This is a genomic window from Streptomyces sp. NPDC053560 (assembly GCF_044544605.1).
Taxonomy (GTDB): domain Bacteria; phylum Actinomycetota; class Actinomycetes; order Streptomycetales; family Streptomycetaceae; genus Streptomyces.
Genome location: NZ_JBITXI010000003.1, coordinates 288,982 through 313,160, shown reverse-complemented (window position 1 = coordinate 313,160; position 24,179 = coordinate 288,982). Strand labels below are relative to the sequence as shown.

The following is a 24,179-nucleotide window of genomic DNA, read 5'->3' as shown; positions in this document are numbered from 1 at the left end:
TGGAGCCACCCTTGAGCGTCACCGTAGCCATCCCGACCACCCTCGAACGCCCCACGGTGCGTACCACCGTCGAGTCCGCGCTGGCCGCCGCGACGTCGTGCGGTCCGTATGCCGAAGTGCTGGTCGTGGTCAACGGCACGCCACCGTCCCCCGACCCGCTGGCCCACCTCGGCTCCCCTCAGGTACGCGTCGTCCGGTCGGCCCGGCGCAGCGCGCCCGCCGCACGTAACGCCGCCCTGAGCGCGGCGCTCCACGACACCGTGCTCTTCACCGACGACGACTGCCGGCTGCCGGCCACCTGGTGTACGGATCTCGCCACGGCGCTGGTTGCTCCCGGAGAGGTCGCCGTGGCCGCGCCGGTCCGAGCCGAAGGGCCGGGCCCGTTGCTCGCATACATGAACTACCAGCGTCTCTTCGACGCGCCGCCGGACGGTGCGGGCGGCGTCGGGTACGTGGTGACGGCCAACTGCGGCCTGCGGCGCGACCGGCTCCCGCTCGGCATGCGCTTCGACGACGCCCACTTCAACAACGCCGCCGAGGACGCCGACTTCGGGATCAGGCTGCGCGCCGCCGGCCGCACCATACGGTGGCTGGCCGGGGCGCCGCCGGTCGCCCACCGGCTGTCCGGTGCCGTGGAGGAGATCTCCCGAAGGTGGCTCCGTTACGGCCGGGCCCACGTCCGCCTGTACACCCGCAAGCGGCACCCCGGTACGGCGCTCGGCGGCGTACGTCGCTGGTACGCGGCCATGTGCGACGAGCCCGAGAGCATCCACCGCTGCTTCAGCGAGTTGTCCGACCCCGCTCTGCGCGAGGCGTTCACGACGTACGACCTCATCCTTGGCGCCTCTTTCCTCATCGGCTACCTCGAAGAGCTGGGCAACGAGTGGGGCCGCCCTCTGATCACGGTGGACCACGACAAACTCACCGCGGGGTGGGAGCGGGCGGCGATGTCGCAGGACGCCCTGGCCTCCTCCGCGGCCCGTGCCACGCCGGGCGGGGCGCCCGACTATCGCCGATTCGGCGTCGCCCCGGGCGAGCGGCTCCGGGTGCCCGAGTGGTACGGCGACCTCCTGCGGAACCACGCGAGCCTTCGCCGACACGGCAACGGTGACGGTGAGAGTGACGGCGACGGCAACGACACGGCGTACGAACGTGACCTCGCCGCCTTCATGCGCTCCCCGTACCCCGCCGCCACTCCCGCCCCGACCGCCGAGGAGCTTCACCGGGCCTGGGCCGCCTGCCCGGGCGGCGCGCCGCGGGACACGGACGAGGCCGACGCGGTGCTGCGCGGGGCCGGACAGTGCTTTCGGGAAGGAGGCCGCGTCCTGGAGGCGTACCTGTTGGGGCGGCGGCTTCCCGGGAGCCGGGCATGAGCGGCCGCAGTACGGTGGTCGTCGCCGGCGGGGCCGGCTTCGTGGGCTCCCACCTGTGCCGGCATCTGCTCGATGGGGGACACGAGGTCATCTGCCTCGACAGCCTCCTCACCGGCGACCTGCGCAACATCTCCGGGCTGGAGGAGCGCGGCCCGTTCCGTTTCCAGCGGCACGACATCACTCACAGCACCGGCCTTGCCGGGGCCGTCGACGTGGTCTTCCACCTCGCCTCACCCGCCTCCCCCCTCGACTACCTCCGCCATCCGCTCGCCACCCTCGCGACCGGCTCGACCGGTACGGACAACCTCCTGTGCCTCGCGCGGGAAAAGTCCGCCCGTTTCGTTCTCGCATCGACATCCGAGGTCTACGGCGATCCGCTCGTCCACCCGCAGTCCGAGACGTACTGGGGCAACGTCAACCCCATCGGCCCGCGCAGCGTCTACGACGAGGCCAAACGCTTCGCGGAGGCGCTGACGGAGGCCCACCGCCGCACCTGCGGAACCAGCACCGGCATCGCCCGCATCTTCAACACCTACGGGCCGCGCATGCGATCCGCCGACGGCCGCGCCGTGCCCGCCTTCGTCACCCAGGCGCTGCGCGGGGACCCGGTCACCGTCGCGGGCGACGGCCTGCAGACCCGTTCGCTCTGCTATGTCGACGACCTGGTCGAGGGACTCCTGCTGCTGTCCGCCGCGGTGACTCCCGGCCCGGTCAACCTCGGTAATCCGTACGAGATCTCCATGCTCGACCTCGCCACCCGGGTGATCCGGATGACGCGCTCCGCCTCACCGGTCGTCTTCACCGAACGCCCTCAGGACGACCCGTCGCTGCGCCGCCCCGACATCACCCGGGCTCGGCAAGAACTCGGCTGGAAGCCGACCACCGGCCTGACGGCGGGGCTGCTCCGCACCATCTCCTGGTTCCGTTCGGCAGCATCGATATCGGCATCAGCGTCCGGATCCGAGTCAGGATCCACGGCAGCGTCGGCGTCGGCCCTGCCTTGACCCTTCGCGACCTTGCTGCCCGGCACGGCCTCAGCCTCGGCGCCGCCCTCACCGAGCGGGGCCTCGCCGTACCGCGCTACCGGGAGCTCGCGGCGACGGAGTTCAGCAGCGTCACACCCGAGAACGCCATGAAGTGGGACCACGTGGAGCGGGAGCGGCACACCCGTACCTGGGACGGGGCCGATGCCATCGCCCGCTTCGCCGCACAGCACGGCCAGAAGCTGCGCGGCCACCCTCTGGTCTGGCACGATCAGTTGCCGCAGTGGCTCACCGAGGGTCACTTCACACCGGCCGAACTCGCCGCCCTCCTCCGTACGCACGTCACCACTCTCACCCGACGCTACGCCGGTACCGCCACCGCGTGGGACGTCGTCAACGAACCCATCGAGGACGACGGCTCTGCGCGCCGTACCCTCTGGCACGAGGCGCTCGGACCCGACTACATCGCCCACGCCCTGACCTGGGCGCACGCAGCGGACCCCGAAGCCCGGCTCTACATCAACGAGTTCAACGCCTTGGAGGAAGGCTCCAAGGCCAAGGGCCTGCACGACCTCGCCGCCTCACTCCTCAACCGGGGCGTCCCCCTGCACGGCGTCGGCTTCCAATGCCATCTGCTCCTGGGGCAGGAGGTGCCCGGCCTGGCTCGCACGCTCAACCGCTTCGCCCAACTCGGCCTGGAGGTCGCCGTCACCGAACTCGGTGTGCGTATGCTGCCGCCGGTCACCCCGGCGAAGCTGGCGGCACAGGCCGCTACCTACCGAGCCGTCGTAGAGGAATGCCTCGCCGTGCCGGCCTGCACCGGCCTCACCGTCTGGGGCATCGGCGACGCGGAATCCTGGGTGCCGCAAGGCAGCCACAGCCCCTACGGGACCCCCACCCTGTACGACGACGCCTACCGCCCCAAGCCCGCTCGCGAGGCCATGGCCCGAGCACTGGGAGCAGCGGTGATCACAGCGTGCGGTCGCCAGGTCCGTGCGCTGCCGATACGGGGAAGAGCCGGTGCTCCGGCTGCGTATCCGGCGGCGTCGCCGTGAGCCAGGCGGCGAGCTGCCGGGCGAACCACGCGTGTCCTTCGGCCAGCGGGTGCCCGTCGTCGGCGCGGGGGAGTCCCTCCACTGCCTCGTGGAACGAGGTGCCGGGCCGCGGTGGCAGGCCGCCCAGCACGGTGTCCTCCGCCAACTGTCCGGCGAACTCCGCCGCGATGTCCGGAACCGGGCCGCTGAAGGGGAACGTGAAGACGTACCGCCGATGGTAACCGCGCTCGCGGAGGTAGTGGTCGAGCAGGACCCAGTCCAGGAGGAATTCCGCGATCGCCCCCTCCTCCGACCAGAGATGGTCGAAGAAGGCGTCGGTGGGCTGATGCGCCCCGCGGCGCCACATGCCCATACGGTGCCAGCCCCGGTCGGTCGCATGGTCGCGGTGGTCCACACGTTCCGTCGGCGAGTAGTAGTCGTGACGGCGGAATTCCGTCCAGGCGATGATGGCCAGCACCTCGGGCGGAGTCAGTCCCCGCTCGGTGCGCAGCGCGTCGAGCCGGTGCACCGTGCTCCGGACGGTACGCCGGTTCGGCGACGCGAACCGGGCGAGGTTGACATGGTCGGTGCCGAGCATTCCGGCGAGGACCCCGGGCCATGTCTCGCGTGACGGGTCGTCCAGGCCCACGCCCTGGGTGTAGCTGTCGCCGTTGGCGACGATGAGGCGGATCACGGCATCCTCCCGGGAAGGTCAGACAGACGTGGGGCGGTCGGCCGCGCCGGTGCGCATGCGCGTCAACGCAGCGCCCGTAGCGAAGAGGTGAGTTCCGCTGCCGCAGATGGTGTCACGGAGTGGGGTGAGCGGACGAGGTGTGACAGGACGCCACCGCGAAATCGCGTCAAGGAGTGGCGTCGGCCCGTGCCGTCTTTTCGCTGATCGACCCGGAGCCGTTTTGTTCGCAATTGATGCGACGCCACCGTTGTGTCTTCCCTCGTGGTTTTCGCATCCTACTGGCAGGCAGCGTAGGACTGGCGAAGGGTCCCTGCGTCGTGATCGGTGTCGTCATCTGCAGGTTGGTGGAAGCGCTGGCACACAGCGACGAGGACACTCTTGCGCCGCAGTGGGCGGGGCAGGCGGCCGAGGCTCTGGAGCTGGACGGAGTGGCCGCGACACTGGTCGCCGACAGCGCGGAGCTGGTGTGGTTCAGCGACGAGGTCAGCGAGCAGCTGGAGAACACCCAGTTCACGCTGGGGGAGGGGCCGGGGCTCGACGCGGCGCGCGAGGGAGCGATGTGCCTGCTGGCCGATGTCCGGGAGACGTCCGATGAACGGTGGGCGGCCTTCTTGCCGGCCATCTCCGGCCTCCCGGTACGTGCCGTGTTCGCTTTCCCCCTGCGTCTGGGTGCGTTACGGGTGGGCGCTTTCACCGGCTACCGCGCCACACCGGGCATGATCAGTCGGGAGCTCGTCGATGACGCACTGATCCTCTGCGACGCCCTGACCGAGTTCGTCCTCCGTCTGCACCTGAGCCATCCCGAGCCCGGCGTGGCGGACACCCGGCCGGGCCCGGCCGGACTCATGGCCCTGCACCGGGCCGAAGTGCACCAGGCCACCGGCATGGTCGCCACCCTGCTGGACATCTCCATGCCTGCCGCCCTGGCCCGGCTGCGGGCCGAGGCGTTCGCCGCGAACCGCGACATCAACGACATCGCCCACGCCGTGATCCACCACGAGCTGCGGCTCGCCGCCCACAGCGGCGGCCCGGAGGGCGGCAAAACGAATCCCGAAGCGTCCTCACCGGAGTAAGAAGTGAGCACTGACCGTGAACAACGATTGGCGGAGACCTTCATCCTGCTCTCTGACACGTTGTCCGACGACTTCGACGTGGTCGAGTTCTTCCAGACGCTGACCGACCGGTGCGTAGAGCTCCTCGACATCGCCAGCGCCGTCCTGTTCCTCACCCGCCCCAGCGACGACTATCTGCACCCGTGCGCCTGGACCCCTGTACCGCCGCACGCGGCGGACCTCCTGGTCACCGCCGCCACCGACAGCCCGATGACTCGCGCTCACCACACCGCGGAGACCGTACTCGCCGTGGACCTGGCCCGTGTTTCCGGGCCGCAGTCCGACTTCGCGTACGAGGCCCGAAGCGCGGGCTACACCCATGCCGCCGCCCTGCCACTGCGGCTGCGCGAGCGTGCGCTGGGGGCGCTGCTCACCCTCCACACCGGTGAGCCGGCCGGTAAGGAGTTGCGCCTGGCGCGGGCGCTCACCGACCAGGCTGCCGTCGGACTGGTCCACCGCCACCGTTTCGAGGCGGAGACCACCCTCAACAGCCAGCTGTACGCCGCCCTGCACAGCCGCGTCCTCATCGAGCAGGCCAAGGGCGTCCTCAGCGTCCATCTGCACTGCTCGATACCTGAAGCATTCGAAGCCATCCGCCGCCACGCCCGCAGCAGCCGCCGGCCCCTGACCGACGTCGCCGCCGACGTGATCGACAGGGGCCTGCGACCCCGTAGAAACCTCACCGACGCCTGAAACCGCCCGGGCGACCGTTCACGAACGCTGCCCGGGGCCGTCCGGGAGATACCGGACGAGGGCGGCGCGGGCGACGTCGGCGAGGGCGAGCCGTCCGGACGGGGACGCGCGACAAGACAGCGGCTTCTCCACGGGCAGCGCGAGTGACGGCGCCCTCCCCGCCATGGCTCCGCCAGTCGGGTGCTGAGCTGCGCGCCCTCGTCGTTCCGAGGCTCATTGCGGCTATCAAGAAGGTGACACTTTCCGGTGGCGGAGCGGTGCGCCCGGACGACGAGGAGAGCAGTGACGGAGTGGAGCTCGTGGACAACGACCGGGGTGATCGCCGGACCGGGTGGTGTCGCCACGGTGGAAAACGGTGCCGTCACCGGCGACGTCACCGTGCACACCACCTGGTCCGCCGATGACGGTCTCGCGCTGGTCGCGGTGCAGTACTCCGGGGCCTCGGACTGGTTCACGATGGCCGGCGGACCCGCCCACTGCTCCTCGGAGGCCGAGTCCCGGGAGCTCCACCAGGCGGCCGTCGAGGCGGCGCGCGCGGGAGGCGGGGCTACCGTTCCTACGACGTGAGCGCTGTCAGGTGGCCCCGGCCTCGTAGGGCAGCAACAGCTCCGAGCCGGTGAGGAGCGTGATGCGGACCGGTGCCTGCGCGGTGGCGTCCGCTGAAACATGGCGCGGGTGGGCGCCGCCGCTGATCTGCCAGTTGATGCGGTGGCCGACGGCGAAGCGATGTGCCGTGGCGCCCATCTCCACGCTGACCTGCGCGGACTCCCGGGCCTCTGCCGGAAGGAGCCCCACCCCGTCGCAGAGGTTGATGGAGCGTCCTTGCGGGTCCACGTCGCACAGGCGGGCGAAAATGTGGGGGTGTCCGGTGTCGGTGGAGACGGTCAGCCGCGCGGTGACCGGGCCGAGGATGTCGACGGCTTTTGTCAGCGGGGGAGTGGTGAAGGTCAGGATGTCGTCCCGGGTCTCCAGGGTGCTGTTGTCGCGAGGGCCGGCGGTGCGGGAGAGCAGCGGACCGCCGAGGGACGGAGTGGGATCGGCCGGGTCGTAGCGGAACGACGCCAGTGGTGCGGAGCCCGTAGTCGCCTGCTGCACGAGACGCCCGTCGGCGGTGGGGTGCCAGGAGGCGGTGGCCGGGTCGGACGGCCAGTCGTCGAGGTCCCGCCAGACGTCTTCGCCGCCGGCACGTACGCGCACCCGCGTCGGGCGCAGGCCGGAGGAGTCGCCTTCGAGGTGCGCACGAAGCCAGGCGAGGCTCTCGCCGAACACCACGGGCAGGCCCTGCTGGAACGCGGACGTATGTGTCCAGGGGCCGACGAGCAGAGCGGTCTCGCAGCCGGCCGCACGCAGCCGGCCGTACTGCTCGAAAGTCTGGTCGGCCAGCGCGTCGTACCACCCGGTGATCAGGCCGGTGGGCACGCGTAGCCGCTCCGCCGCCTCGCCGACGGACGTACCCCGCCAGAACGTGTCGTCGGCGTCCGAGCGGGTCAACGCCTCCTCCAGCCAGGCCGTTTCGGCTCCCAGGCCGGAGGTGTACGGCTCGTACGGCGGCCGTGCGGTGGCCATCTCGCGCACCCGGCGCCGTAGGCGCAGCAGTGCCTTGAGGAAGGTCCGTGTGCCGTGGTGCTGGTAGGTCATGCCGACGCCGGAGACGAGCGCGTTCTCCAGGTGGAGGACGCCCCCGCCGTGGAAAAAGGCATGCGGATCGTGCAGCCCCACCTGTACGACCATCGCCTTCAGCTCCGGCGGCGGATCCAGGGCGAGGGCCCACTGCACATGACCCAGATAGCTGGCGCCCACCGTGCCCAGGCTCCCGTTGAACCAGGGCTGCTCGCGGAGCCAGGCCACCGTCGCCCGGCCGTCGGCGGCCTCGTTGCGCCAGAGGTCGAACGCCCCTGCCGAGCCACCGGTACCGCGGCAGCTCTGCAGGACCACGTGGAAGCCCTGTTCGGCGAAGAGCAGGCCGTACAGCGGAGACCACGGCAGGCCCCGTCCGTAGGGCGAGCGGACCAGGAGGGTGGGGAAGTCGCCCTCGGTACGCGGGAAGTAGTGGTCGGTGAGGAGCGGGCCGCCCTCGGCGGACGGCACCGCCAGCCCCGGCTCCCAACCCACCTCGTGCCGTTTCGCCGGGAGCCCTCGCCAGGTCGCCCGCATCATCCGTGCGGACAGCGGCGGCTTCGTGGCAGGCGGCGTCCAGGGCGATCTGGCCGCGGCGGCGGGCTTGCGTGCTGACATCGTTCCCCTCCTCCATTATTCCGTACAGTGTACGAGAATAGAGGATGCTTGGATGTCCTTCGCAAGTGCCGCCGCAACGACCAGCTGCAATGACCAGGGGAAAGGAGCGCGAGACCGTGCCCCAGGACGGAGAACGCAGCGCCGCAGGTGTCGATCCGCAGCAACTCTGGCTGCGCTCCTCCGAGCACCGCAGGGGCCGCAAGCCCTCCTTCAGCCGCGAAAAGATCATGGAGGCGGCCGTCGCCCTGGCGGATGCGGAGGGACTCGACGCGGTCACCATGCGGCGGGTCGCCGCCAAGGTCGGAGCCGGCGTCATGTCGCTCTACAGCTACGCCCCCGACAAGGAGACCCTGCTGGAGCTCATGGTCGACCACGTCAGCGGCGAATTGGCCAGCACGGACACACCGGCCGGCGGATCGCCGCATGCGGAAGCGCCCACCGGTGACTGGCGAGCCGACCTGAAGAACATCGCCCACCTTCAGCGCGCCCTCATGCTGCGGCACCCCTGGCTGCCCGCCGCCCTGACCACCCGCCGTACCCTCGGCCCCAACAGCCTGGCTTTCCTGGAGCGCGTTCTCGCCGCCCTACGGCCCACCGGGCTCGACGGTGCGGCCAGGATGGAGGCGTTCGCCCAGCTCACCGCCTTCGTGTCCGGGCACGTCAGCCACGAAATCGCCCAGGCCACAGCCGCGAACTCGCCGGACCGGAGTGCCGCCGAAGCCCGCTACCTCGCCACCGTCGCCGCCGACGGCCACCATCCGGAACTCGCCGAAGCGCTCGCCACCCCCGCACGCCCTCTCACCCCCGAAGCCACCTTCACCCGCTTCCTCAACCGCCTCATCGACGGTCTCGGCGCCGGCTGACCCCACGGCCGGGACACCCGAGGCGGGTCGACCTGCCCCGGCCGGGGAACCACAGCGGCTTCGCCCCGCTGCGCCGGGCGGCGTGCCACGGCGCGAGTCAGTAGGCCCAGCAGGCGCCCTCAGTGGTACTGGCCCACCTGGTAGTCGCCGGCCGGCTGCTGAGTGATGACGTTTCCGCGGTTGAAGGCGTTGATGACGGCGATCTGGGCCACCAGGGCGGCGAGCTGGTCCTCGTCGTAGTGCTTGGCGGCGTTCGCCCAGACCGCATCGCTGACGCCACCCGAGGCATCGGCAATGCGGGTTCCCTGCTCCGTCAGCTCCAGCGCGGCGCGCTCGGCCTCGGTGAAGACCGTGGCCTCGCGCCACGCGGCTACCAGGTTGAGGCGTACCGCGGTCTCCCCGGCCGCGACGGCTTCCTTGGTGTGCATGTCGATGCATCCGGCGCAGCCGTTGATCTGGCTGGCGCGGAGCATCACCAATTGGCGTGTCGCGGCCGGCAGTGTCGTCTCCATGAGCGACTGGCCCGCGGCGATGAGGTGCTTCATGACCTTGGCCGAGACCGGGTGGGCCATGAGGTTCAACCGAGCTTCCATGGTGCACTCACTCCTGTGTGGGTGTCGGTGCAAGCGGTACATCCTCTTGGACGAGACAGCCCGGCGAACTGTGACATGCGCGGTGCCGTGGCTACATGGCGGCCCCGCTCAGAGCCGGCCCGTCGACACCAGCTATCGCATCAGGGTCGTAACCCACGACAAGCACAGAAGCCATGCGGGCAACTTATCGGGATCGGGTGCTTTGCCCGGCGCGACGGCGCCACTCACTCGCCGTCCCCCTCTCGCGAAGGCCGGTGCAGGGGCGGGTCCACCGGTGCCGGAGGGGCCGGGCGCAGGAGCACCGCGCGGGCGACCTTCGGTGCGAACAGTGCGGTGAAGGGGGCCGTCAGATCGAGTACGGAGCGGAAGGCCGCCGCGACCGTGGGTTCGGTGGCGTAGTGCTCCTGAACTCGCTTGAGGTACCAGTTCGCGGGGCGCTGCGACAACGGCGTACGGGTCATGGCCTCGTCACCGACCGCACCCGGCATCGTCTTGTCGGCGCCGGCCGAGATCTCCCACGCCTGCCGCGAGGCATCCAGGAGCGCTCGCTGGACGCGCAGGGTCGTGGGTGTGCGGCGGGGGCCCGTCAGGGCGTCGCGCAGGGCCACGGCGGTCATGGCAGCAACGGCCATGCCCTGCCCGTAGATCGGGTTGAAGGTGCACAGCGCGTCCCCGACGGCCAGGAACCCGGCGGGACGACGGCCCGGGCGGTCGTATCGGCGCCGGACATTGGCGGTTTTCCGGAAGCCGTGGACGGGAGAGAGCGGTTCGGAGTTCGTCAGCCAGTCGTGAATGAAGGGGTGCGGCAGTCGCGTCGCGGCGTACTGCGTGAACTCCTTTTCATCGGTGGGTGGTTCGTCGCCACGCAGTCCGAAGAGGATGGCGAGGTGGCGTCCGCCCTCTACGGGCAGAATGCCACCGCCATTGGGGTGCGTCGGGGTGGGGAACACGTAATAGGCGAGCGCATCGGTGCGCCGCCCGCTCTCCTGGCCCGACCTCGACCCCGACTCCGTCCCGTTGCGTGTGAGTTCGCCGCGGGTGTCGCGGTAGAGGCGGGAGGCGTACGCGAGTCCGGTGTCCAGTCGTTCCTCATGGGGCGGCTCGGCCCCGATCTCCGTCAGCCAGCGGTCGGCGTGCGAGCCGCGCCCGGAGGCGTCCACGACCAGGTCAGCGGCCAGTTCGCGCCGAGTGCCGTGGTCGCGCTCGCGCAGCTTCACGCCCCGGACACGCTCGGCATCGCCCGCCAGCCCGACGACGTCGGCGCCGTCGACCACCCGGATCGCGGGGCCGGCGAACACCCGCTCCCGCACCAACTGCTCCAACTGGGCACGCGACCCGGTGAAGATGGACTGGGTGGCGGGCAGCCGCGCGAACCAGCGTTCCTGCCACTGGACCATGTCCGCGGGCAGCCCCACCCGAGGCGATCCCGCGGCCTCCAACTGCTCGGTGAAGCCGGGCAGGAGGCTGTCCATCGCCTGCTGACCGCTCTCCAGGAGGATGTGCGGGTGCCGGCCCTGCGGCACACCGGGGCGGCCCTCCGCCTGTTCCTCGTCCCGCTCCTGTGCCCGCTCCTGCTTCGGGAAGCGGTCGCGCTCGATCAGGGTGACCTGCTCCGCGTGGCTTGCAAGGACATGAGCGGACAGCAGGCCCGCCAGACCGCCCCCGATCACCACCGCATGACGCGAGGACAGCCCCGAACCCGGACCCGAACCGGCTTCCTCCCGTGGCTGGTTCGCCGCATCCGCCACACCCATGTCGTCCGCCATACGCCCGCCTGCCCCTCGTCACGTCAGCATCGTGCTCGGCCCCCAGCGGGCCGGCCGATGGCCTGCCCCAGTAGCCTGCGCCAACATCGGCGGGGATATCCCGATTCCACCGTCAGAGTTCCAGGTCGATTTCCGGGCCCATGTAGCGGTCCAGGAAGGCCCGTGCGTAGGCCGGGTCGTCCCGCAGCCGGAACAGCCGGGCCCGCCGCAGCGCTTCGACGTAACCCGCGTCCGGAGTACCGGGCCGCGGGCCGTGCTGGAGGTGGAGCATGAAGTGGCTGAACTCCTGCACCTGCCACACGTCGGCCAGGCGCCGCCGCGAGTAGGCCGCCAGCACCTCGCTGACGTCCCCTGGGGCGTTTCCGGCGGCGTTCGCACGGAAGTGTTGACTCAGGGCGCACGCGAGATCGGCGGCGTCGGCCATGGCCAGGTTCATCCCCTTGCCCCCGGAGGGCGGCACGATGTGCGCCGCGTCGCCCACCAGCGCCACCCGGCCCAGGTGCATGGGCTCCAGTACCCACGTCCGCATCTCCACGACGGACCGCTCCAGCACCGCCCCCCGCCGCAGCGCCCCGGGCGGCAGCGACAGCCGGTCGTCCAGCTCCCGCCAGATGCGTTCCTCGGGCCAGTCCGCCAGGCTCTCGTCCTCCGTCACCTCCAGGTACAGGCGCGTCACCTCCGGCGACCGCAGCATCTGCCCCGCGAACCCGTCGGTGTGCTGGCCGTAGACGGTGTGCGGCGCGAAGGGCGGCGTCTGCGCCAGGACCCCCAGGAGTCGTACGCCGTGCCGGACGTCGTACTCCGTGAACGCGCCGGCGGGCAGTGCGGCCCGCACGGGACCGTACTGTCCTGCTGCCTCCACCACTACCTCGGCGCGCACCGCCGTGCCGTCCGCGCACCGCACCACCGGCAGCTCCCGTTCGGTGCCGAGGCCGACGACCGGACGGCCCAGCAGGGCGGCTCCGCCCGCCGACTCGTACCCGTCGAGCAGATCGGCCACCACTTCCTGCTGCGGGTAGACGAAGCTCGGGGTGTCGCCGCACAGGTCCGCGTAGTCCAGCCGGATGACCTCGCCGTCACACCGGAACTCGCACGCGGTGTGCGGCAGGCCTTCGGTGCGCAGCCGCTTCGAGCAGCCGAGCCGGTCCAGGAGCTGCACGGTGCGGCGCTCCAGGAAACCCGCGCGGGCCCTGGCCACCAGCTGATCGCGGTCGAACTTGTCGATCACCACGCAGCCGACGCCCCGCTCGTGCAGCAGCGCCGCCACGGTCAGGCCGGAAGGACCGGCGCCGACGATGGCCACCTGGGTTTCGATGGTCCCCACCACTGTGCTCCTTCGTTCGTGCTCGGCAAAAGGGTAGGGAGCCGGTGCGGCGGCGAACGCAGCGGGTCGATCTCTCCAGTGGTGGCCGCCGTGGTCCGGTGGTGTGGTGGGGCCGGTGCGCGGGTGTGTGCCGACGGAAGTGGGGAGTGGCCCACGTCACACCTCGGCATGTCACAACGGGCCGGGCCGCCCCGTCATAGGTGTGCAACCGTCGGAACGATGCATGGGAGTCCACCATGGAAGCACGTCTGAACCCCTTCACCAGCCCGGTCCTGGGCAAGGTCTTCAAGCATCTGATCGCCGCGGGCAAGGCCCTGGAGGAGTCGACGCTGCCCGCCTCGACGCAGGAGCTGGTGAAGCTCCGCGCGAGCCAGATCAACGGCTGCGGTTTCTGCACCGACATGCACTTCAAGGACGCCGTGCACGCCGGGGAGTCCGCGGAGCGCCTGAACCTGGTCGCGGCCTGGCGGGAGGCCACGGTGTTCACCGAGGCCGAGCGCGCTGCGCTGGAGCTGGCGGAGGAGGCCACCCGTATCGCCGATGCGGCCGGGGGTGTCTCGGACGCGGTGTGGGCGAACGCCGCCAAGCACTACGACGAGGACCAGCTGGCCGCACTGGTGGGTGTGGTCGCCGTCATCAATGCCTTCAACCGCGGCAACGTCATGCTCCAGATGCCGGCCGGCGACTACCGGCCCGGCCAGTTCGGATGACCGGACCCGCCGTACGGGGGAGCCGGGGCCGGCCGCGCGAAAGCGATCGGCCCCGGCAGCCGCAGGCGCGGCAGGTGTGTCGGTCGTGTCAGGCCGGCAGGGCGGCGAGCCAGTCGGTCAGCAGACGGTTGACTTCGGTCGGGCGTTCTTGCTGGATCCAGTGGCCGCAGCCGTCGAGGAGATGGGAGGCGACCAGGCCCGGCAGTGTGACCGGGTACGCCTCGATCGCGTCGGCCAGCCAGGTGGTGGAGGCGTCCAGGCTGCCACCGAGGAACAGGGAAGGCTGGCGCACGGGCGCACCGTCGTAGGCGGCGAGGTCCTCCCAGTCGCGGTCCATGTTGCGGTAGCGGTTGAGCGCGCCGGTCAGCCCGGTGCGCTCGAACTCACCGGCATACACGTCCAGGTCGCTCGCGCTGAGCCAGGCGGGCAGTACGTCGGTGGGGAAGCGGTCCCGCAGTGTCCCGGACCGGCTGACGAAGTGGGGGTCGGGGGCGCCCGGGCCGGGCATGGTGTCGGCGGACAGGGCCGCGTAGAAGCCGGCGAGCCAGCCGCGTACGTCGGGCTCGATCTCGGCCTCGGCACGGCCGGGCTGCTGGAAGTAGGAGACGTAGAACTCCTCCTCCCCGCCCATCCGGGCGAAGACCTCGCTGGGGCGGGGCCCGCCGCGCGGGGTGTAGGGAACGCTCAGCAGCCCAGCCGCCGTGAAGACCTCCGGGTGGAGCAGTGCGGAGTTCGCGGCGATGGTGGCACCCCAGTCGTGGCCGATGACGACCGCCGACTCCTCGCCCAGGGCGCGCACCACCGCGACGTTGTCCGCGACCAGGTCGACCATCCGGTACGCGTCGGTCGCGGCCGGCTTGGCGGAGCGGCCGTAGCCGCGTACGTCGATGGCCACCGCGCGGTAGCCCGCCGCGGCGAGGGCGGGCAGCTGGTGGCGCCAGGAGTACCAGCATTCGGGGAAGCCGTGCACGAGCAGCACCAGTGGCCCGCTGCCCTGCTCCGCGAGGTGAATCCGGCCCGCTGGTGCGGCGACCGACCGGTGGGTGACCTCTGCGACGTGCTGCGACATGCATCTCCTCCAGGACCGTGGGTCTGCGGTGAATCCGGCCGGCTCCCGTGCCGATGCCGCCGGCTCGTCACCGATCCTGCGGGAGCCCCCACTGCCCGATCGAGCGTTCTTGCCGATTCGGCAACAGCGAGGGAAACAGCAGCGATGGCATCGCTACTGGCGCGCCCGCATGCAGGTCTCCAGGTGGCGGATGAGGTCGTCGGCGGGGCCCAGGTCGGTGCTGCGGTCGGTGACCAGGCTGTGGCCGTCGTACTTCAGCCGGTACTCGAAGCGGTCCGCTGAGGTCGCGGAGATGCTGCGGGCGGGCAGGCCGGCGAAGTCGACGGCGGTCAGGAGCGAGTCGAGCTTCTTGTGCTCGGCGCGTGACAGGTCAGGGGCGGCGCGGCCGCCCTTGCGGCCGGTGAGGACGACTGAGCCGTCGGGGTGCACCTCGATGCCTTGGCTGACCCCGGCGATGCCGCCGGTGATGGCGAGGCTCACGTCCTCGGCCGCGGGTGAGTCCTCCGACGCGGCGGACCCGCCGCAGCCGGCCAGCAGCAGGGCGGCCGTGAGGAGGACGAGGAGTCGCCTCTTGAGTGCTGTCATGCTCACCCTCCTGGGGCTCGGTGGGCTCACGATACTGGCTGGTCGGGCGGTGGGCACCGGCAAATCCCGGGTCATTTGTCCTGAACATGCCGGGCGTTGCGGGCGCGTCGCGAAAGGCGCATGCCGGGAGGTTAAGCTCTCCCGGATCGCCTCATTCCGATATCTATAAGGAGCACACTTATGGCTGACAATGGAGCCAACGTCTACTTCGACATCACCGTCAACGACGAGCCCATCGGCCGGATCGTCTTCAAGCTTTTCGATGATGTCGTGCCGCGGACCGCGCGGAACTTCCGTGAGCTTGCCACGGGCGAGAACGGCTACGGTTACGCCGGGTCGACCTTCCACCGTGTCATCCCCGCTTTCATGCTCCAGGGCGGTGACTTCACCAACCACAACGGCACCGGCGGCAAGAGCATCTACGGCGAGAAGTTCGCTGACGAGAACTTCCAGCTCAAGCACGACCGCCCGTTCCTGCTGAGCATGGCCAACGCGGGCCCCAACAGCAATGGCTCGCAGTTCTTCATCACGACCGTCATCACCGACTGGCTGGACGGCAAGCACGTCGTCTTCGGTGAGGTCGTCGAGGGCCAGGACATCGTCAAGCAGGTCGAGGCCCTGGGCTCCCGCAGCGGCGCCACCAGCGCCCAGGTTGCCATCAAGGCGTCCGGCACCCTCTAAAGACAGTCACCCGGTGGCGGGGGGGCCCCCCACAGGCCCCCCGCCCCCCCCCCCCCCGCCGGGGGGGGGGCGGGCGGCGGGGGGGGGGGGGGGGGGGGGCCCGGGTAACCGGGCCCCCCCCCGGGGGCCGCGCGCCCGCGCCCCCGGGCCCCCCCCCCCCCCCGCCCGCCCCCCCCCCCCCCCCCCCCCCCCGCCCCCCCCCCCCGGCGGGGGGCCCCCCCCCCCCCCCCCCCCCCCCCCCCCCCACCGCGCCTTCTCCGTGGGCGTCCTCTCAGGCCGGGTACGCGTGGGTCTGCGCCGCCTTGACCGTGGCCCACACCGTGGCGCCGGCGCGCAGGTCGAGCTCGACGGCGGCGGCCGTGGTCAGGGCTGCCGCCAGAGGCAGCTCGCCGGTGAGATCGGCGCGGATCTGGTCGCCGTGGGTCTCCAGGCCGGCCACCTCGCAGCGCCAGAGATTGCGGGCGCTGGAGCCGGCGGGGCGGTCCCGGTACAGGGTCACCGCGCTGGGCGGGAAGGCGACGCACACCGAGCCGGTGAGGTCCTCGGTGGTGGTGATTTCCGGGCCGCCGTCCACCTGCACCGTGTGCCCCTGGGCCTGTCCTCGGTAGAGGTTCAGGCCGACCAGGTGGGCGATGTAGTCGGTGCGCGGGTGGCGGGCGATGTCGGAGGGGGTGCCCTCCTGGACGACGCGGCCGTCCTCCACGACGACGAGGTGGTCGGCCAGGACCATGGCGTCCAGCGGATCGTGCGTGACGAGCACGGCGACCGCTTCGAAGTCGGCGAGGTGATGGCGGAGCTGGGCGCGGACATCGAGCCGGGTGCGGGCGTCGAGGGCGGCGAGCGGCTCGTCGAGGAGCAGCAGCCGGGGGTGGGTGGCCAGCGCGCGGGCCAGTGCGACGCGCTGTGCCTGGCCACCGGAGAGCCGCCGCGGTTTGGCGGAGGCGTGCTGGGCGAGGCCCATGCGGTCCAGCCAGGCGGCGGCCTGGGTACGGGCCTCCGCTTTGGACGCGCCGTGGCAGCGCGGTCCGAAGGCCACGTTGTCCAGAGCGCTGAGGTGGGGGAAGAGCAGGTAGTCCTGGAAGACGACACCGACCGGCCGGGATTCCGGGGGAGTACGGTCCAACTCGGCGCCGTCCAGGCGGAGATGGCCTTCGGAGAGCGGTACGAGCCCGGCGAGCGCGCGCAGGGCGGTCGTCTTGCCGGCGCCGTTCGGGCCGAGGAGCGCGACGACGTCACCGGGTGCCGCGGTCAGGGTCACATCGAGGCGGAAGGCACCGCGTTCGACCACCAGCCGGGCGTCCAGCCCCTCGGCGGCCGGCCCGGGGGAGCCGATGGCATTCTCCGCAGACGTGTCGTGGGTGTCGGTCATGAGGCGGTCATCCAGCGGTCCCGCAGCCCCGCCAGTACCGCGATCGACACGGCCAGCAGGACCAGGCTGAGCGCGATGGCCGCGTCCGGGTCGTTCTGCAGGGCGAGGTAGACGGCCAGCGGCATGGTCTGCGTACGGTCGGGGAAGTTGCCGGCGAAGGTGATCGTCGCGCCGAACTCGCCGAGCGCGCGGGCCCAGGCCAGCACGGCACCCGCGGCGATGCCGGGGGCGATGAGCGGCAGGGTGACCCGGCGGAATGCGGTGAAGCGGGAGGCGCCGAGCGTGGTGGCCGCCTCCTCGTAGCGCGGGTCGGCGGCGCGCAGGGTGCCCTCCACGCTGATGACCAGGAACGGCATGGCCACGAACGCCTCGGCGAGCACCACTCCGGCGGTGGTGAACGGCAGGGTGATCCCGAAGGCGGAGTCCAGCCACTGCCCCATGATCCCGTTGCGGCCGAAGGCCATCAGCAGGGCCACACCGCCCACCACCGGCGGCAGGACGAGCGGCAGCGTCACCAGGGCCCGGACGAAGCCGCGCCCCGGGAACTCGACCCGCGCGAGCAGCCAGGCCAGCGGTACGCCGATCACCAGGCTCACCGCGGTGGCCGCCGTCGCGCAGATGAGGGAGAGCCTGAGCGCCTGCCACACCTCGGCGCTGGTCAGCAGGTCCGGCATGCTCCGCCAGGGGGCCCTGACCAGCAGGGCGACGAGCGGGACGGCCAGGAACGCCAGGCCGATCAGTGCGGGCAGGAGGAGGGGGAACGGGGCACCCCCGCGGGCGCGGCGGCGCCGCGGCCCACCCGTGCGGGGGTCGGCCGCGGCGCCGGTCTTGTCGAGCGAGGTCACGGCTTCAGGAACCCGGCCTTGTTCAGGACCTGCTGGCCCTTGTCGGACTGTACGAGCGCGATGAAGGCCTTGGCGGCCTCGGCGTTCTTCGAGTTCTTGAGCAGAGCGATGGGGTAGTCGTTGACGGCCTTGACGGACTCGGGGAACTCCACGCCCTCCACCTTGTCACCCGCGGCCTTCACATCGGTCTTGTAGACGACCGCGGCGTCGGCCTCCTTGAGTACGACCTTGTTCAGGGCGGACTTGACGTCCTCCTCGTAGGAGACGGGGGTGAGCTCGAGGCGGCTGGCGTTCAGCGCCTTCTGCGCTGCGGAACCGCACGGCACCGTCTTGTCGCACAGGACGACCTTCTGCCCGGACTTGGTGAGGTCCTTCAGCGAGGAGACCTTGTCGGGGTTGCCCGGCAGGGTGGCGATCTCCAGCTGGTTGCGTACGAAGGTGGCCGGCTTGCCGGCCGCGTCACCCTTGTCCGTCACGGTCTTCATCGTCTTGGGGCTGGCAGCGGCGAACACGTCCGCCGGGGCACCGCTGGTGATGCCCGCCGCGAGGCTGTCACTGCCGCCGAAGCTGAAGGAGACCTTCGTCCCCGGGTGCTCCTTCTCGAACTCCTTCTTCAGCGTCGTGAAGCTCTCCTTCAGCGACGCGGCGGCGAAGACCGTCACCTCACCGGACAGCTTGCCCGAGGAGGAGTCCGACTTCTTGGCGGAGTCCGAGCCGGAGGACGAGCAGGCACCCAGGGCCAGCAGGGCGGCGGCGCCCACACCGGTCACCTGCAGCATCCGGCGGGTCCGGCGCGCGGAACGGGTCATCACGGGTCCACTCCCTCAGGTCCTGAACGGACTCATTACGGTCTATCGACTTACGGTCTGTCGACGGCCACGTGGGTCGACTCTTACGGCAACCACCGGAACGGCGCCGGCGCACTGATCATACTGTCGCAGATGCGAGGTAAAAGTCTCCTGTCACTTCGCATGAGCCGTGAGTTCTCGCAGATGGCATGGCATGTGCGTTTGTACGTGTCGGCCGGCCACGGGCGCATCCGCCGCTGACCGGCGTGCCTTGCCCCCAGGTCCACGTCACCCGGCCATGGCACGCTACGACTGCCCGTGTTCGCGGCGACCTCGCCGAGCCCGAGTGTGACGGAGGAGCATGAACGACAACGCCGGACGGCCCGCGGCCCTGACCGGGGACACCACCCTGGAGCTGACCGAGTTCGACACCCCGCCTGCCGAACCGCTCGGTCTGCTCAGCACATGGCTGGACAGCGCCGCGCAGCGAGGAGTGCGGGAGCCGAACGCGGCGGTTCTGGCCACCACCGACGACAGCGGGCGGCCTTCGGTCCGGGTGCTGCTGATCAAGGAGTTCGACGGGCGCGGTCTGGTCTTCGGGAGCGCCCGGGGCAGTCGCAAGGGGCGTGAACTGGCCGAGCGGCCCTGGGCTTCGCTGTCCTTCTACTGGCGGGAGACACTGCAGCAGCTCACGGTGACCGGCCCCGTCGAAGTACTCTCTCCTGTCGCCTCCGATGCCCTGTTCGCTGCGCGGCCCGAGGCTGCCCGAGCCGCCTCGGCCGTATCGGAGCAGAGCCGCCCGCTCACCGACGACCATGCTCTGCGGGCGCGTGCCCGGGACCTGCTCACCGCCGGCGGGCCGGTGCCGCGCCCGGAGGGCTGGGTCGGCTACCGCCTGGTCCCGGAGAGCATCGAGTTCTGGTACGGCAGCCCGGACCGGCTGCACCGCAGGCTCCGCTACGACCGTGCTCCCGACGAGAGCTGGTCGTGGGAACGGCTGCAGCCGTGAGGAATACAGCCGTCGGGCCGTGGCCCCGGCACGCCGATGCCGCCTGCGGACGATGATCTCTTTGCATTGCGGGAAGGGCAATCGGGCGGTTACGTTCGGTTGCGTGTCGGACGGCGAAGCCACGCGCGCCGTGCGCCTGCTGGATGCCCAGGCGAAGGCCGTACGCTCTTCGCGGAGATCGAGGGCCGTTGCTCAACACGGGGAGTTCCTCCGTCGCGCTGCTGCGCGCCCTGGAGGCGTTCCTCACGCACGACGGCTCCTGGGCCCGTACGGCCGATGCGCTGCACCTGCACGTCAACACGGTGCACTACCGGATCGAGCGCGTCGAGCACTTCACCGGCCGGAACCTCTCCAGCCTCCGGGACCGCCTCGACCTGTGGGCGGCCCTGCTGTGCCGGACGCCGGAACCGAGCACCACGTCCGCCACGCCCGCTCGACGCGCACGCGCATCGGCTTCTCCCGCGCGGTGGCCGGACTCCCTGCCGCCTCCTCGGCGTGGCTCGCTCAGACGCGGTCGATGTGGACGTTCGTCGACTTCACCCGCGCGGTGGCCTCCATGCCGACCTCCAGCCCCAGCTCTTCCACGGCCTCTCGCGTGAGCAGCGAGACCAGCCGGTGCGGACCGGCCTGGATCTCCACCTGCGCGGCGACGTCGCCCAGCTTGATCGCGGTGACGATGCCGGGGAAGGCGTTGCGTACCGAGGTGTAGGAGGCGTCCTCCTCACCACTGCCGCCCTTGGCGAGTTCCACGGAGAAGGCGGCCAGGTCCTTGCCGTCGATGAGCCGCTTCCCGCCCTCGTCACGATGGGTCGCCACCCGGCCCGAGTCCGCCCACCGCCGCGCGGTGTCCGGACTCACGCCGAGCAGCCGTGCCGCCTGGCCGATCGTGTATGACTGCATGAACGCCAAGATAGATCAGCCGCCGAGCTACTGGCGCGGGGCTCCCGGCGTCGACTACCGGCCGATGGCCGAGCGAGGACGGCCCGCTCTCAGCTGTCACAGCTGCGCGTCCGCACTTCCGGAAGCGGACACCCGATGGCTGCCGTCCGGGAGCCGGTGGGAGATCGCGCGGGCGGTTGCCCGGACGGCCGGGCCGTAGCCCGAGTCCGCGAAACCGGTGCTCGGCGCCACGACCGACAACACGGCCATCACCTCGGCGCCGTCCCGCACCGGCGCGGCTACGGGGTATCAATGTCGTCGTGACCGCGTCCGGGCTCGTACGTGGCGATGGCGTGCTCCTGGACGGCCGGCGGCGCGAAGGCACGCAGCGCCAGCCCGACGCCGGTGCACGGCAGAGGAAGGCGGCCGCCCACGCGGTAGCGCACGGGGCCGGCACTCACCTACCACCGCCGCCGATTCGGTACCCACGTACCGCCGGCGCACCCCGCGGGACCGGCCCTTCCGCGTTGCCCCGGCGGTAGAGCGCAACGTTTGCCGGGGGAGAGGACGGGCACGCGTCGAACATGCTTCGGAACGGAGGCATGCCCTTGGGAAGTGGTGTATCTCCACCCGGGTGTGCCTTCCGGAACGCGCTTCTCCTGGGAACCGACGATCCGCGATCGGCCGTTTAGACCAGGCAGGAGCCCGGACCATGCCCTTCTCGCCCCGCACCACGAACTCGCCCTCCACCCCCCTCACCGCCGCGTCCGTGACCCAGCGGCCGGCCCAGCAGCCGACTCAGCGGCGTCCCGACCGGGCGCCCACCCGCCCGCCCAACAAGCCCGCACACCGTCGCGAGCAGGTCCACTGAGTTCTTCTCACCAACAACCCTTCGCACCCCTTCCGCCTTCCGGTGCGCCCGTGGCATCCTCACGCTCGTCGCTCATATGAACACTGTTCATATCCATGGAAGGTGGGCTCATGGAGATCAGTAGACGCACCCTGCTGGGCAGTGCGATCGGCGTCGCCGCGTCGGCCGCGCTGCCCACCGTCGAGGCCACGGCGGCCGGTCACCGTACGGGTCTCTGGGGCGAGTTCACCGCCCGGCCCTTCATGCACCCGCAGGTCCCGTACGTGGGCCGGGCGGGCTGCCGGGCCGACGCAGGACCGGACCGCCGCTCCGCCGCTGCCCGGAGCGCCGGCGCGCGGGACATCGACGTCGTACGCGATCTCGGTGCGGCCGCCGACGGCTCGGCCGACGCCGCTCCCGCCATCAACCGCGCCATCGAGACAGTGGGCCGGCGCGGTGGCGGCACCGTCACCCTCCCGCCCGGCACCTACCGCATCGACGACGTCATCCGCATCGGCCACGACGGCGTCGTCCTGCGCGGCGCGGGCAGCGGCCGCACCACACTCCACGCCACCAAGAACCTGACCGAGCTGATCGGCCCGTACGGCAGCCGGTACGGCGGCGACAAGTCCAGCTGGTCCTGGGCGGGCGGCCTCATCTGGCTCTGCCCGGAAGCCCGTTGGGACTCGCTGGTCACGGCGATCAAGAAGCAGGAGTGGCCGTTCGAGGGCTGGACGGGCAACCGGCGGGACGAGTGGCGTCCGCTCACCGCCGTGCACCCGTCCCGCCGCGGCTCCTGGAGGGTGACGGTCGACGACACGAGCCGCCTCGACCGCGGCGACCTGGTCCTGCTGCGCCTGGCCGACGACCCCGACCACACCCTCCTGGAGCACATGGCGGGTGGCGGCCCCGGTCCCGAGGCGTACGTCTGGGGCGACAAGACCAAGCTCACCAGCTATGTGCCTTACGAGTGGCCGGTGCGCATCGCGCACGTCAAGGGGAGCGCGGTGACCTTCGAGCGTCCGCTCCCGCTCGACATACGCCCGGAGTGGGACCCGCAGCTCACCACTCACGTCCGGGCACTCACGGGTGCCGGGGTCGAAGGGCTCGCCCTCGAAGCCGTCGAGACGCCGCAGTCCCCGCACCTCCTCGACAAGGGCTACAACGGGCTCGTCTTCCAGTGTGCGTACGACTGCTGGGCGCAGGATGTGACCGTCCGCCATGTCGACAACGGCTTCGGCTTCGTCGCGGCCTCCGCCTGCACCCTGCGCTCCACTCGGGTGGCTGGGCGCGGCGCGCACCATCCGTACTTCTGCCGTGAGGGCTCGCACGACAACCTCGTCGAGGACTTCACCATCGAGGAGCGCACCGTCCCCGCGCCACCGGGCACCCAGCTGCACGGCATCAACGTCGAGGGCCTGTCCAGCTACAACGTCTGGTCCCGCGGCCGGATGGAAATGGGTACGTTCGACAGCCACCGGGGGATGCCCTTCGCGAACGTCCGTACCGACATCACGCTGGACAACAACGGCCGGCACGGCGGGGACGCCAGCGCGGGCCCCCTCTTCGGCGCGCGGTTCACGCACTGGAACATCCGCGTCACCAACGGGCGGGCCGGCCTGGTGAGGATCGACGGTCTGGCCCCGTACAGCGCCACCGTCGGTATCTCCCCGGTCCGCGAGTTCGACCAGATCGATGTCCCGGACTTCACCGGTGACCTGCACAGCAGGCTGGAGGCCTACGGCAGCCCCGAAGCGGTCCGGCCGCGGAACCTGTACGAAGCACAGCGGCGGCTGCGCCCATGACCGGCCTCCCATGACCGATACGGACGGCGGCAATACCGTTCCCGCGCGCCCGTCCCCGGTCATGCATCTGCCCCCGGTCATGCGGCCACGGAATCGATGGACATAGCATCGGTCTCCCTATGCTCACTGTCACCCTCTGGGAATTCCTCGCGCTCGCCGCTGCCGCAGGTCTCGTAGGCTTCTCCAAGACCGCCGTCAGCGGGGCCAATACGATCAGTCTCGCCGTCTTCGCGGCCGTACTGCCCGCCCGCGCATCCACCGGAGTGCTGCTGCCGCTGTTGATCGTCGGCGATGTGCTGGCGGTGCTCACCTACCGGCGCCATGCCCACTGGCCCACGCTCTGGCGGCTGTTCCCCGCAGTGGCCGGAGGTGTGGTGCTGGGGACGCTGTTCATGCTGTGGGCGGACGACGCGGTGGTGCGCACCTCGATCGGCGCGATCCTGCTGTTCATGTCCGCGGTGACGGTGTGGCGCAGACGCGCCGCGAACACAGCGGGGGAGAGGGACGACGAGAGCGCGGCGGGCAGTGGCCGCCTGAAGACCCGCTCGTACGGTGTGCTCGGTGGCTTCACCACCATGGTGGCCAACGCGGGCGGCCCTGTGATGTCCCTCTATCTGATCTCCACCGGCTTCAAGAAGCTTGGTTTCCTCGGCACCTCGGCCTGGTTCTTCCTGATCGTCAACACCTCCAAGCTGCCCTTCAGCGCCGGCCTCGGCCTGATCGATGCCCGGTCACTGCTCCTGGACGCGGCCCTCGTGCTCTTCGTGCTGCCCGGCGCCTACGTCGGCAAGCGGTGCGTGAACCGGATCAACCAACGGCTTTTCGAGCACCTGGTGATCGGAGCGACGGTGCTCGGCGGGTTGCAGCTGCTGCTGCGCTGACGCGCGCGAGCCGGCCGCCGGGCCGACACGCTCACCCG

The 24,179-nt window shown here is 71.0% G+C and carries 26 protein-coding genes; 14 read left to right on the top strand and 12 right to left on the bottom strand.

What is annotated here, in order from left to right; genetic code table 11:
• The first annotated feature begins 11 nt into the window (after positions 1-11).
• Genes ACIGQF_RS08275 through ACIGQF_RS08265 form a run of 3 tightly spaced genes read left to right on the top strand, consistent with a single transcriptional unit; the run spans position 12 to position 3,411 of the window.
• Positions 12-1,373 carry a glycosyltransferase gene (locus ACIGQF_RS08275; protein ID WP_399707094.1) on the top strand — a complete coding sequence of 454 codons (1,362 nt, stop codon included), beginning with the start codon at positions 12-14 and terminating at the stop codon, positions 1,371-1,373.
• Entirely contained in the window at positions 1,370-2,377 is a 1,008-nt protein-coding gene (locus ACIGQF_RS08270; RefSeq protein ID WP_399707092.1) for an NAD-dependent epimerase/dehydratase family protein, read from the top strand. Before ACIGQF_RS08275 ends, ACIGQF_RS08270 begins: the two co-directional genes overlap by 4 nt.
• Positions 2,374-3,411, top strand: a complete 1,038-nt coding sequence (locus tag ACIGQF_RS08265) for an endo-1,4-beta-xylanase (RefSeq protein WP_399707090.1) — start codon at positions 2,374-2,376, stop codon at positions 3,409-3,411. Before ACIGQF_RS08270 ends, ACIGQF_RS08265 begins: the two co-directional genes overlap by 4 nt.
• On the opposite strand, the gene ACIGQF_RS08260 is transcribed toward ACIGQF_RS08265, so the two are convergent.
• Positions 3,326-4,084 (bottom strand): DUF6071 family protein, encoded by a 759-nt coding sequence (locus tag ACIGQF_RS08260; RefSeq protein ID WP_399707088.1) that lies wholly within the window; start codon positions 4,082-4,084, stop codon positions 3,326-3,328. The two genes, ACIGQF_RS08265 and ACIGQF_RS08260, sit on opposite strands and share 86 nt — an antisense overlap.
• A gap of 317 nt (positions 4,085-4,401) precedes the next feature.
• On the opposite strand from ACIGQF_RS08260, the gene ACIGQF_RS08255 reads away from it, so the two are divergent.
• From ACIGQF_RS08255 to ACIGQF_RS08245, 3 genes are all read left to right on the top strand, one after another.
• The gene (locus ACIGQF_RS08255; RefSeq protein ID WP_399707086.1) at positions 4,402-5,157 is read left to right on the top strand and encodes a hypothetical protein; all 756 of its coding nucleotides are present in this window, start codon (positions 4,402-4,404) and stop codon (positions 5,155-5,157) included.
• 3 nt (positions 5,158-5,160) lie between these two features.
• The gene (locus ACIGQF_RS08250) at positions 5,161-5,889 is read left to right on the top strand and encodes a GAF and ANTAR domain-containing protein (protein ID WP_399707084.1); all 729 of its coding nucleotides are present in this window, start codon (positions 5,161-5,163) and stop codon (positions 5,887-5,889) included.
• Between the two features lie 282 nt (positions 5,890-6,171).
• A complete protein-coding gene (locus tag ACIGQF_RS08245; RefSeq protein ID WP_361554174.1) occupies positions 6,172-6,456 on the top strand; it encodes a hypothetical protein in 285 nt (94 codons plus the stop codon).
• A gap of 6 nt (positions 6,457-6,462) precedes the next feature.
• Here the strand turns inward: ACIGQF_RS08245 and ACIGQF_RS08240 are convergent, their stop codons facing one another.
• Positions 6,463-8,124 carry a CocE/NonD family hydrolase gene (locus tag ACIGQF_RS08240; RefSeq protein WP_399707082.1) on the bottom strand — a complete coding sequence of 554 codons (1,662 nt, stop codon included), beginning with the start codon at positions 8,122-8,124 and terminating at the stop codon, positions 6,463-6,465.
• A gap of 89 nt (positions 8,125-8,213) precedes the next feature.
• Here ACIGQF_RS08240 and ACIGQF_RS08235 point away from each other — a divergent pair, with 89 nt between their 5' ends.
• Positions 8,214-8,987, top strand: a complete 774-nt coding sequence (locus ACIGQF_RS08235; protein ID WP_399707080.1) for a TetR/AcrR family transcriptional regulator — start codon at positions 8,214-8,216, stop codon at positions 8,985-8,987.
• Between the two features lie 119 nt (positions 8,988-9,106).
• Here ACIGQF_RS08235 and ACIGQF_RS08230 read toward each other — a convergent pair whose 3' ends face one another.
• From ACIGQF_RS08230 to ACIGQF_RS08220, 3 genes are all read right to left on the bottom strand, one after another.
• Positions 9,107-9,580, bottom strand: a complete 474-nt coding sequence (locus ACIGQF_RS08230; protein WP_399707077.1) for a carboxymuconolactone decarboxylase family protein — start codon at positions 9,578-9,580, stop codon at positions 9,107-9,109.
• Positions 9,581-9,804: 224 nt separating this feature from the next.
• The gene (locus tag ACIGQF_RS08225; protein WP_399707075.1) at positions 9,805-11,346 is read right to left on the bottom strand and encodes an FAD-dependent oxidoreductase; all 1,542 of its coding nucleotides are present in this window, start codon (positions 11,344-11,346) and stop codon (positions 9,805-9,807) included.
• A gap of 112 nt (positions 11,347-11,458) precedes the next feature.
• A complete protein-coding gene (locus ACIGQF_RS08220) occupies positions 11,459-12,670 on the bottom strand; it encodes an FAD-dependent monooxygenase (protein WP_399707073.1) in 1,212 nt (403 codons plus the stop codon).
• Positions 12,671-12,906: 236 nt separating this feature from the next.
• Here ACIGQF_RS08220 and ACIGQF_RS08215 point away from each other — a divergent pair, with 236 nt between their 5' ends.
• On the top strand, positions 12,907-13,380 hold the full coding sequence (locus ACIGQF_RS08215) for a carboxymuconolactone decarboxylase family protein (protein WP_399707071.1): 474 nt from the start codon (positions 12,907-12,909) through the stop codon (positions 13,378-13,380).
• An 88-nt stretch (positions 13,381-13,468) separates the two neighbouring features.
• Here the strand turns inward: ACIGQF_RS08215 and ACIGQF_RS08210 are convergent, their stop codons facing one another.
• Both ACIGQF_RS08210 and ACIGQF_RS08205 read right to left on the bottom strand, forming a co-directional pair.
• Entirely contained in the window at positions 13,469-14,449 is a 981-nt protein-coding gene (locus tag ACIGQF_RS08210) for an alpha/beta fold hydrolase (protein WP_399707069.1), read from the bottom strand.
• A 153-nt stretch (positions 14,450-14,602) separates the two neighbouring features.
• Positions 14,603-15,034, bottom strand: coding sequence for a hypothetical protein (locus ACIGQF_RS08205; RefSeq protein ID WP_399707067.1), 432 nt, complete (start codon positions 15,032-15,034; stop codon positions 14,603-14,605).
• Positions 15,035-15,214: 180 nt separating this feature from the next.
• On the opposite strand from ACIGQF_RS08205, the gene ACIGQF_RS08200 reads away from it, so the two are divergent.
• Positions 15,215-15,715 carry a peptidylprolyl isomerase gene (locus ACIGQF_RS08200; RefSeq protein ID WP_399707065.1) on the top strand — a complete coding sequence of 167 codons (501 nt, stop codon included), beginning with the start codon at positions 15,215-15,217 and terminating at the stop codon, positions 15,713-15,715.
• Between the two features lie 271 nt (positions 15,716-15,986).
• Here ACIGQF_RS08200 and ACIGQF_RS08195 read toward each other — a convergent pair whose 3' ends face one another.
• Genes ACIGQF_RS08195 through modA form a run of 3 tightly spaced genes read right to left on the bottom strand, consistent with a single transcriptional unit; the run spans position 15,987 to position 18,738 of the window.
• Positions 15,987-17,084 carry an ABC transporter ATP-binding protein gene (locus ACIGQF_RS08195; RefSeq protein ID WP_399707063.1) on the bottom strand — a complete coding sequence of 366 codons (1,098 nt, stop codon included), beginning with the start codon at positions 17,082-17,084 and terminating at the stop codon, positions 15,987-15,989.
• Complete coding sequence (modB, locus tag ACIGQF_RS08190; protein WP_399707060.1) at positions 17,081-17,929, bottom strand: molybdate ABC transporter permease subunit; 849 nt, start codon at positions 17,927-17,929, stop codon at positions 17,081-17,083. The genes ACIGQF_RS08195 and modB overlap by 4 nt, the downstream gene beginning before the upstream one ends.
• Positions 17,926-18,738, bottom strand: a complete 813-nt coding sequence (gene modA / locus ACIGQF_RS08185) for a molybdate ABC transporter substrate-binding protein (RefSeq protein WP_399707058.1) — start codon at positions 18,736-18,738, stop codon at positions 17,926-17,928. Before modA ends, modB begins: the two co-directional genes overlap by 4 nt.
• A 340-nt stretch (positions 18,739-19,078) precedes the next feature.
• Here modA and phzG point away from each other — a divergent pair, with 340 nt between their 5' ends.
• Both phzG and ACIGQF_RS08175 read left to right on the top strand, forming a co-directional pair.
• Positions 19,079-19,726, top strand: coding sequence for a phenazine biosynthesis FMN-dependent oxidase PhzG (phzG, locus tag ACIGQF_RS08180; protein WP_399707056.1), 648 nt, complete (start codon positions 19,079-19,081; stop codon positions 19,724-19,726).
• Positions 19,727-19,869: 143 nt separating this feature from the next.
• Positions 19,870-20,325: a helix-turn-helix domain-containing protein gene (locus ACIGQF_RS08175; protein WP_399707054.1), complete on the top strand. Its 456-nt coding sequence runs from the start codon at positions 19,870-19,872 to the stop codon at positions 20,323-20,325.
• Here the strand turns inward: ACIGQF_RS08175 and ACIGQF_RS08170 are convergent.
• The gene (locus tag ACIGQF_RS08170) at positions 20,231-20,626 is read right to left on the bottom strand and encodes a molybdopterin-binding protein (protein ID WP_399707052.1); all 396 of its coding nucleotides are present in this window, start codon (positions 20,624-20,626) and stop codon (positions 20,231-20,233) included. The genes ACIGQF_RS08175 and ACIGQF_RS08170 overlap by 95 nt on opposite strands.
• Before the next feature lie 278 nt (positions 20,627-20,904).
• Entirely contained in the window at positions 20,905-21,066 is a 162-nt protein-coding gene (locus tag ACIGQF_RS08165; RefSeq protein ID WP_399707050.1) for a hypothetical protein, read from the bottom strand.
• 251 nt (positions 21,067-21,317) lie between these two features.
• Between ACIGQF_RS08165 and ACIGQF_RS08160 the strand changes: the two genes are divergently transcribed.
• The 3 genes from ACIGQF_RS08160 to ACIGQF_RS08150 all read left to right on the top strand — a co-directional run bounded on the left by ACIGQF_RS08160 (position 21,318) and on the right by ACIGQF_RS08150 (position 24,141).
• Complete coding sequence (locus ACIGQF_RS08160) at positions 21,318-21,476, top strand: hypothetical protein (protein ID WP_399707048.1); 159 nt, start codon at positions 21,318-21,320, stop codon at positions 21,474-21,476.
• 110 nt (positions 21,477-21,586) lie between these two features.
• Positions 21,587-23,260, top strand: coding sequence for a glycosyl hydrolase family 28-related protein (locus tag ACIGQF_RS08155; RefSeq protein WP_399707046.1), 1,674 nt, complete (start codon positions 21,587-21,589; stop codon positions 23,258-23,260).
• A 119-nt stretch (positions 23,261-23,379) separates the two neighbouring features.
• Positions 23,380-24,141 (top strand): sulfite exporter TauE/SafE family protein, encoded by a 762-nt coding sequence (locus tag ACIGQF_RS08150; RefSeq protein ID WP_399707044.1) that lies wholly within the window; start codon positions 23,380-23,382, stop codon positions 24,139-24,141.
• Positions 24,142-24,179 lie beyond the last annotated feature (38 nt).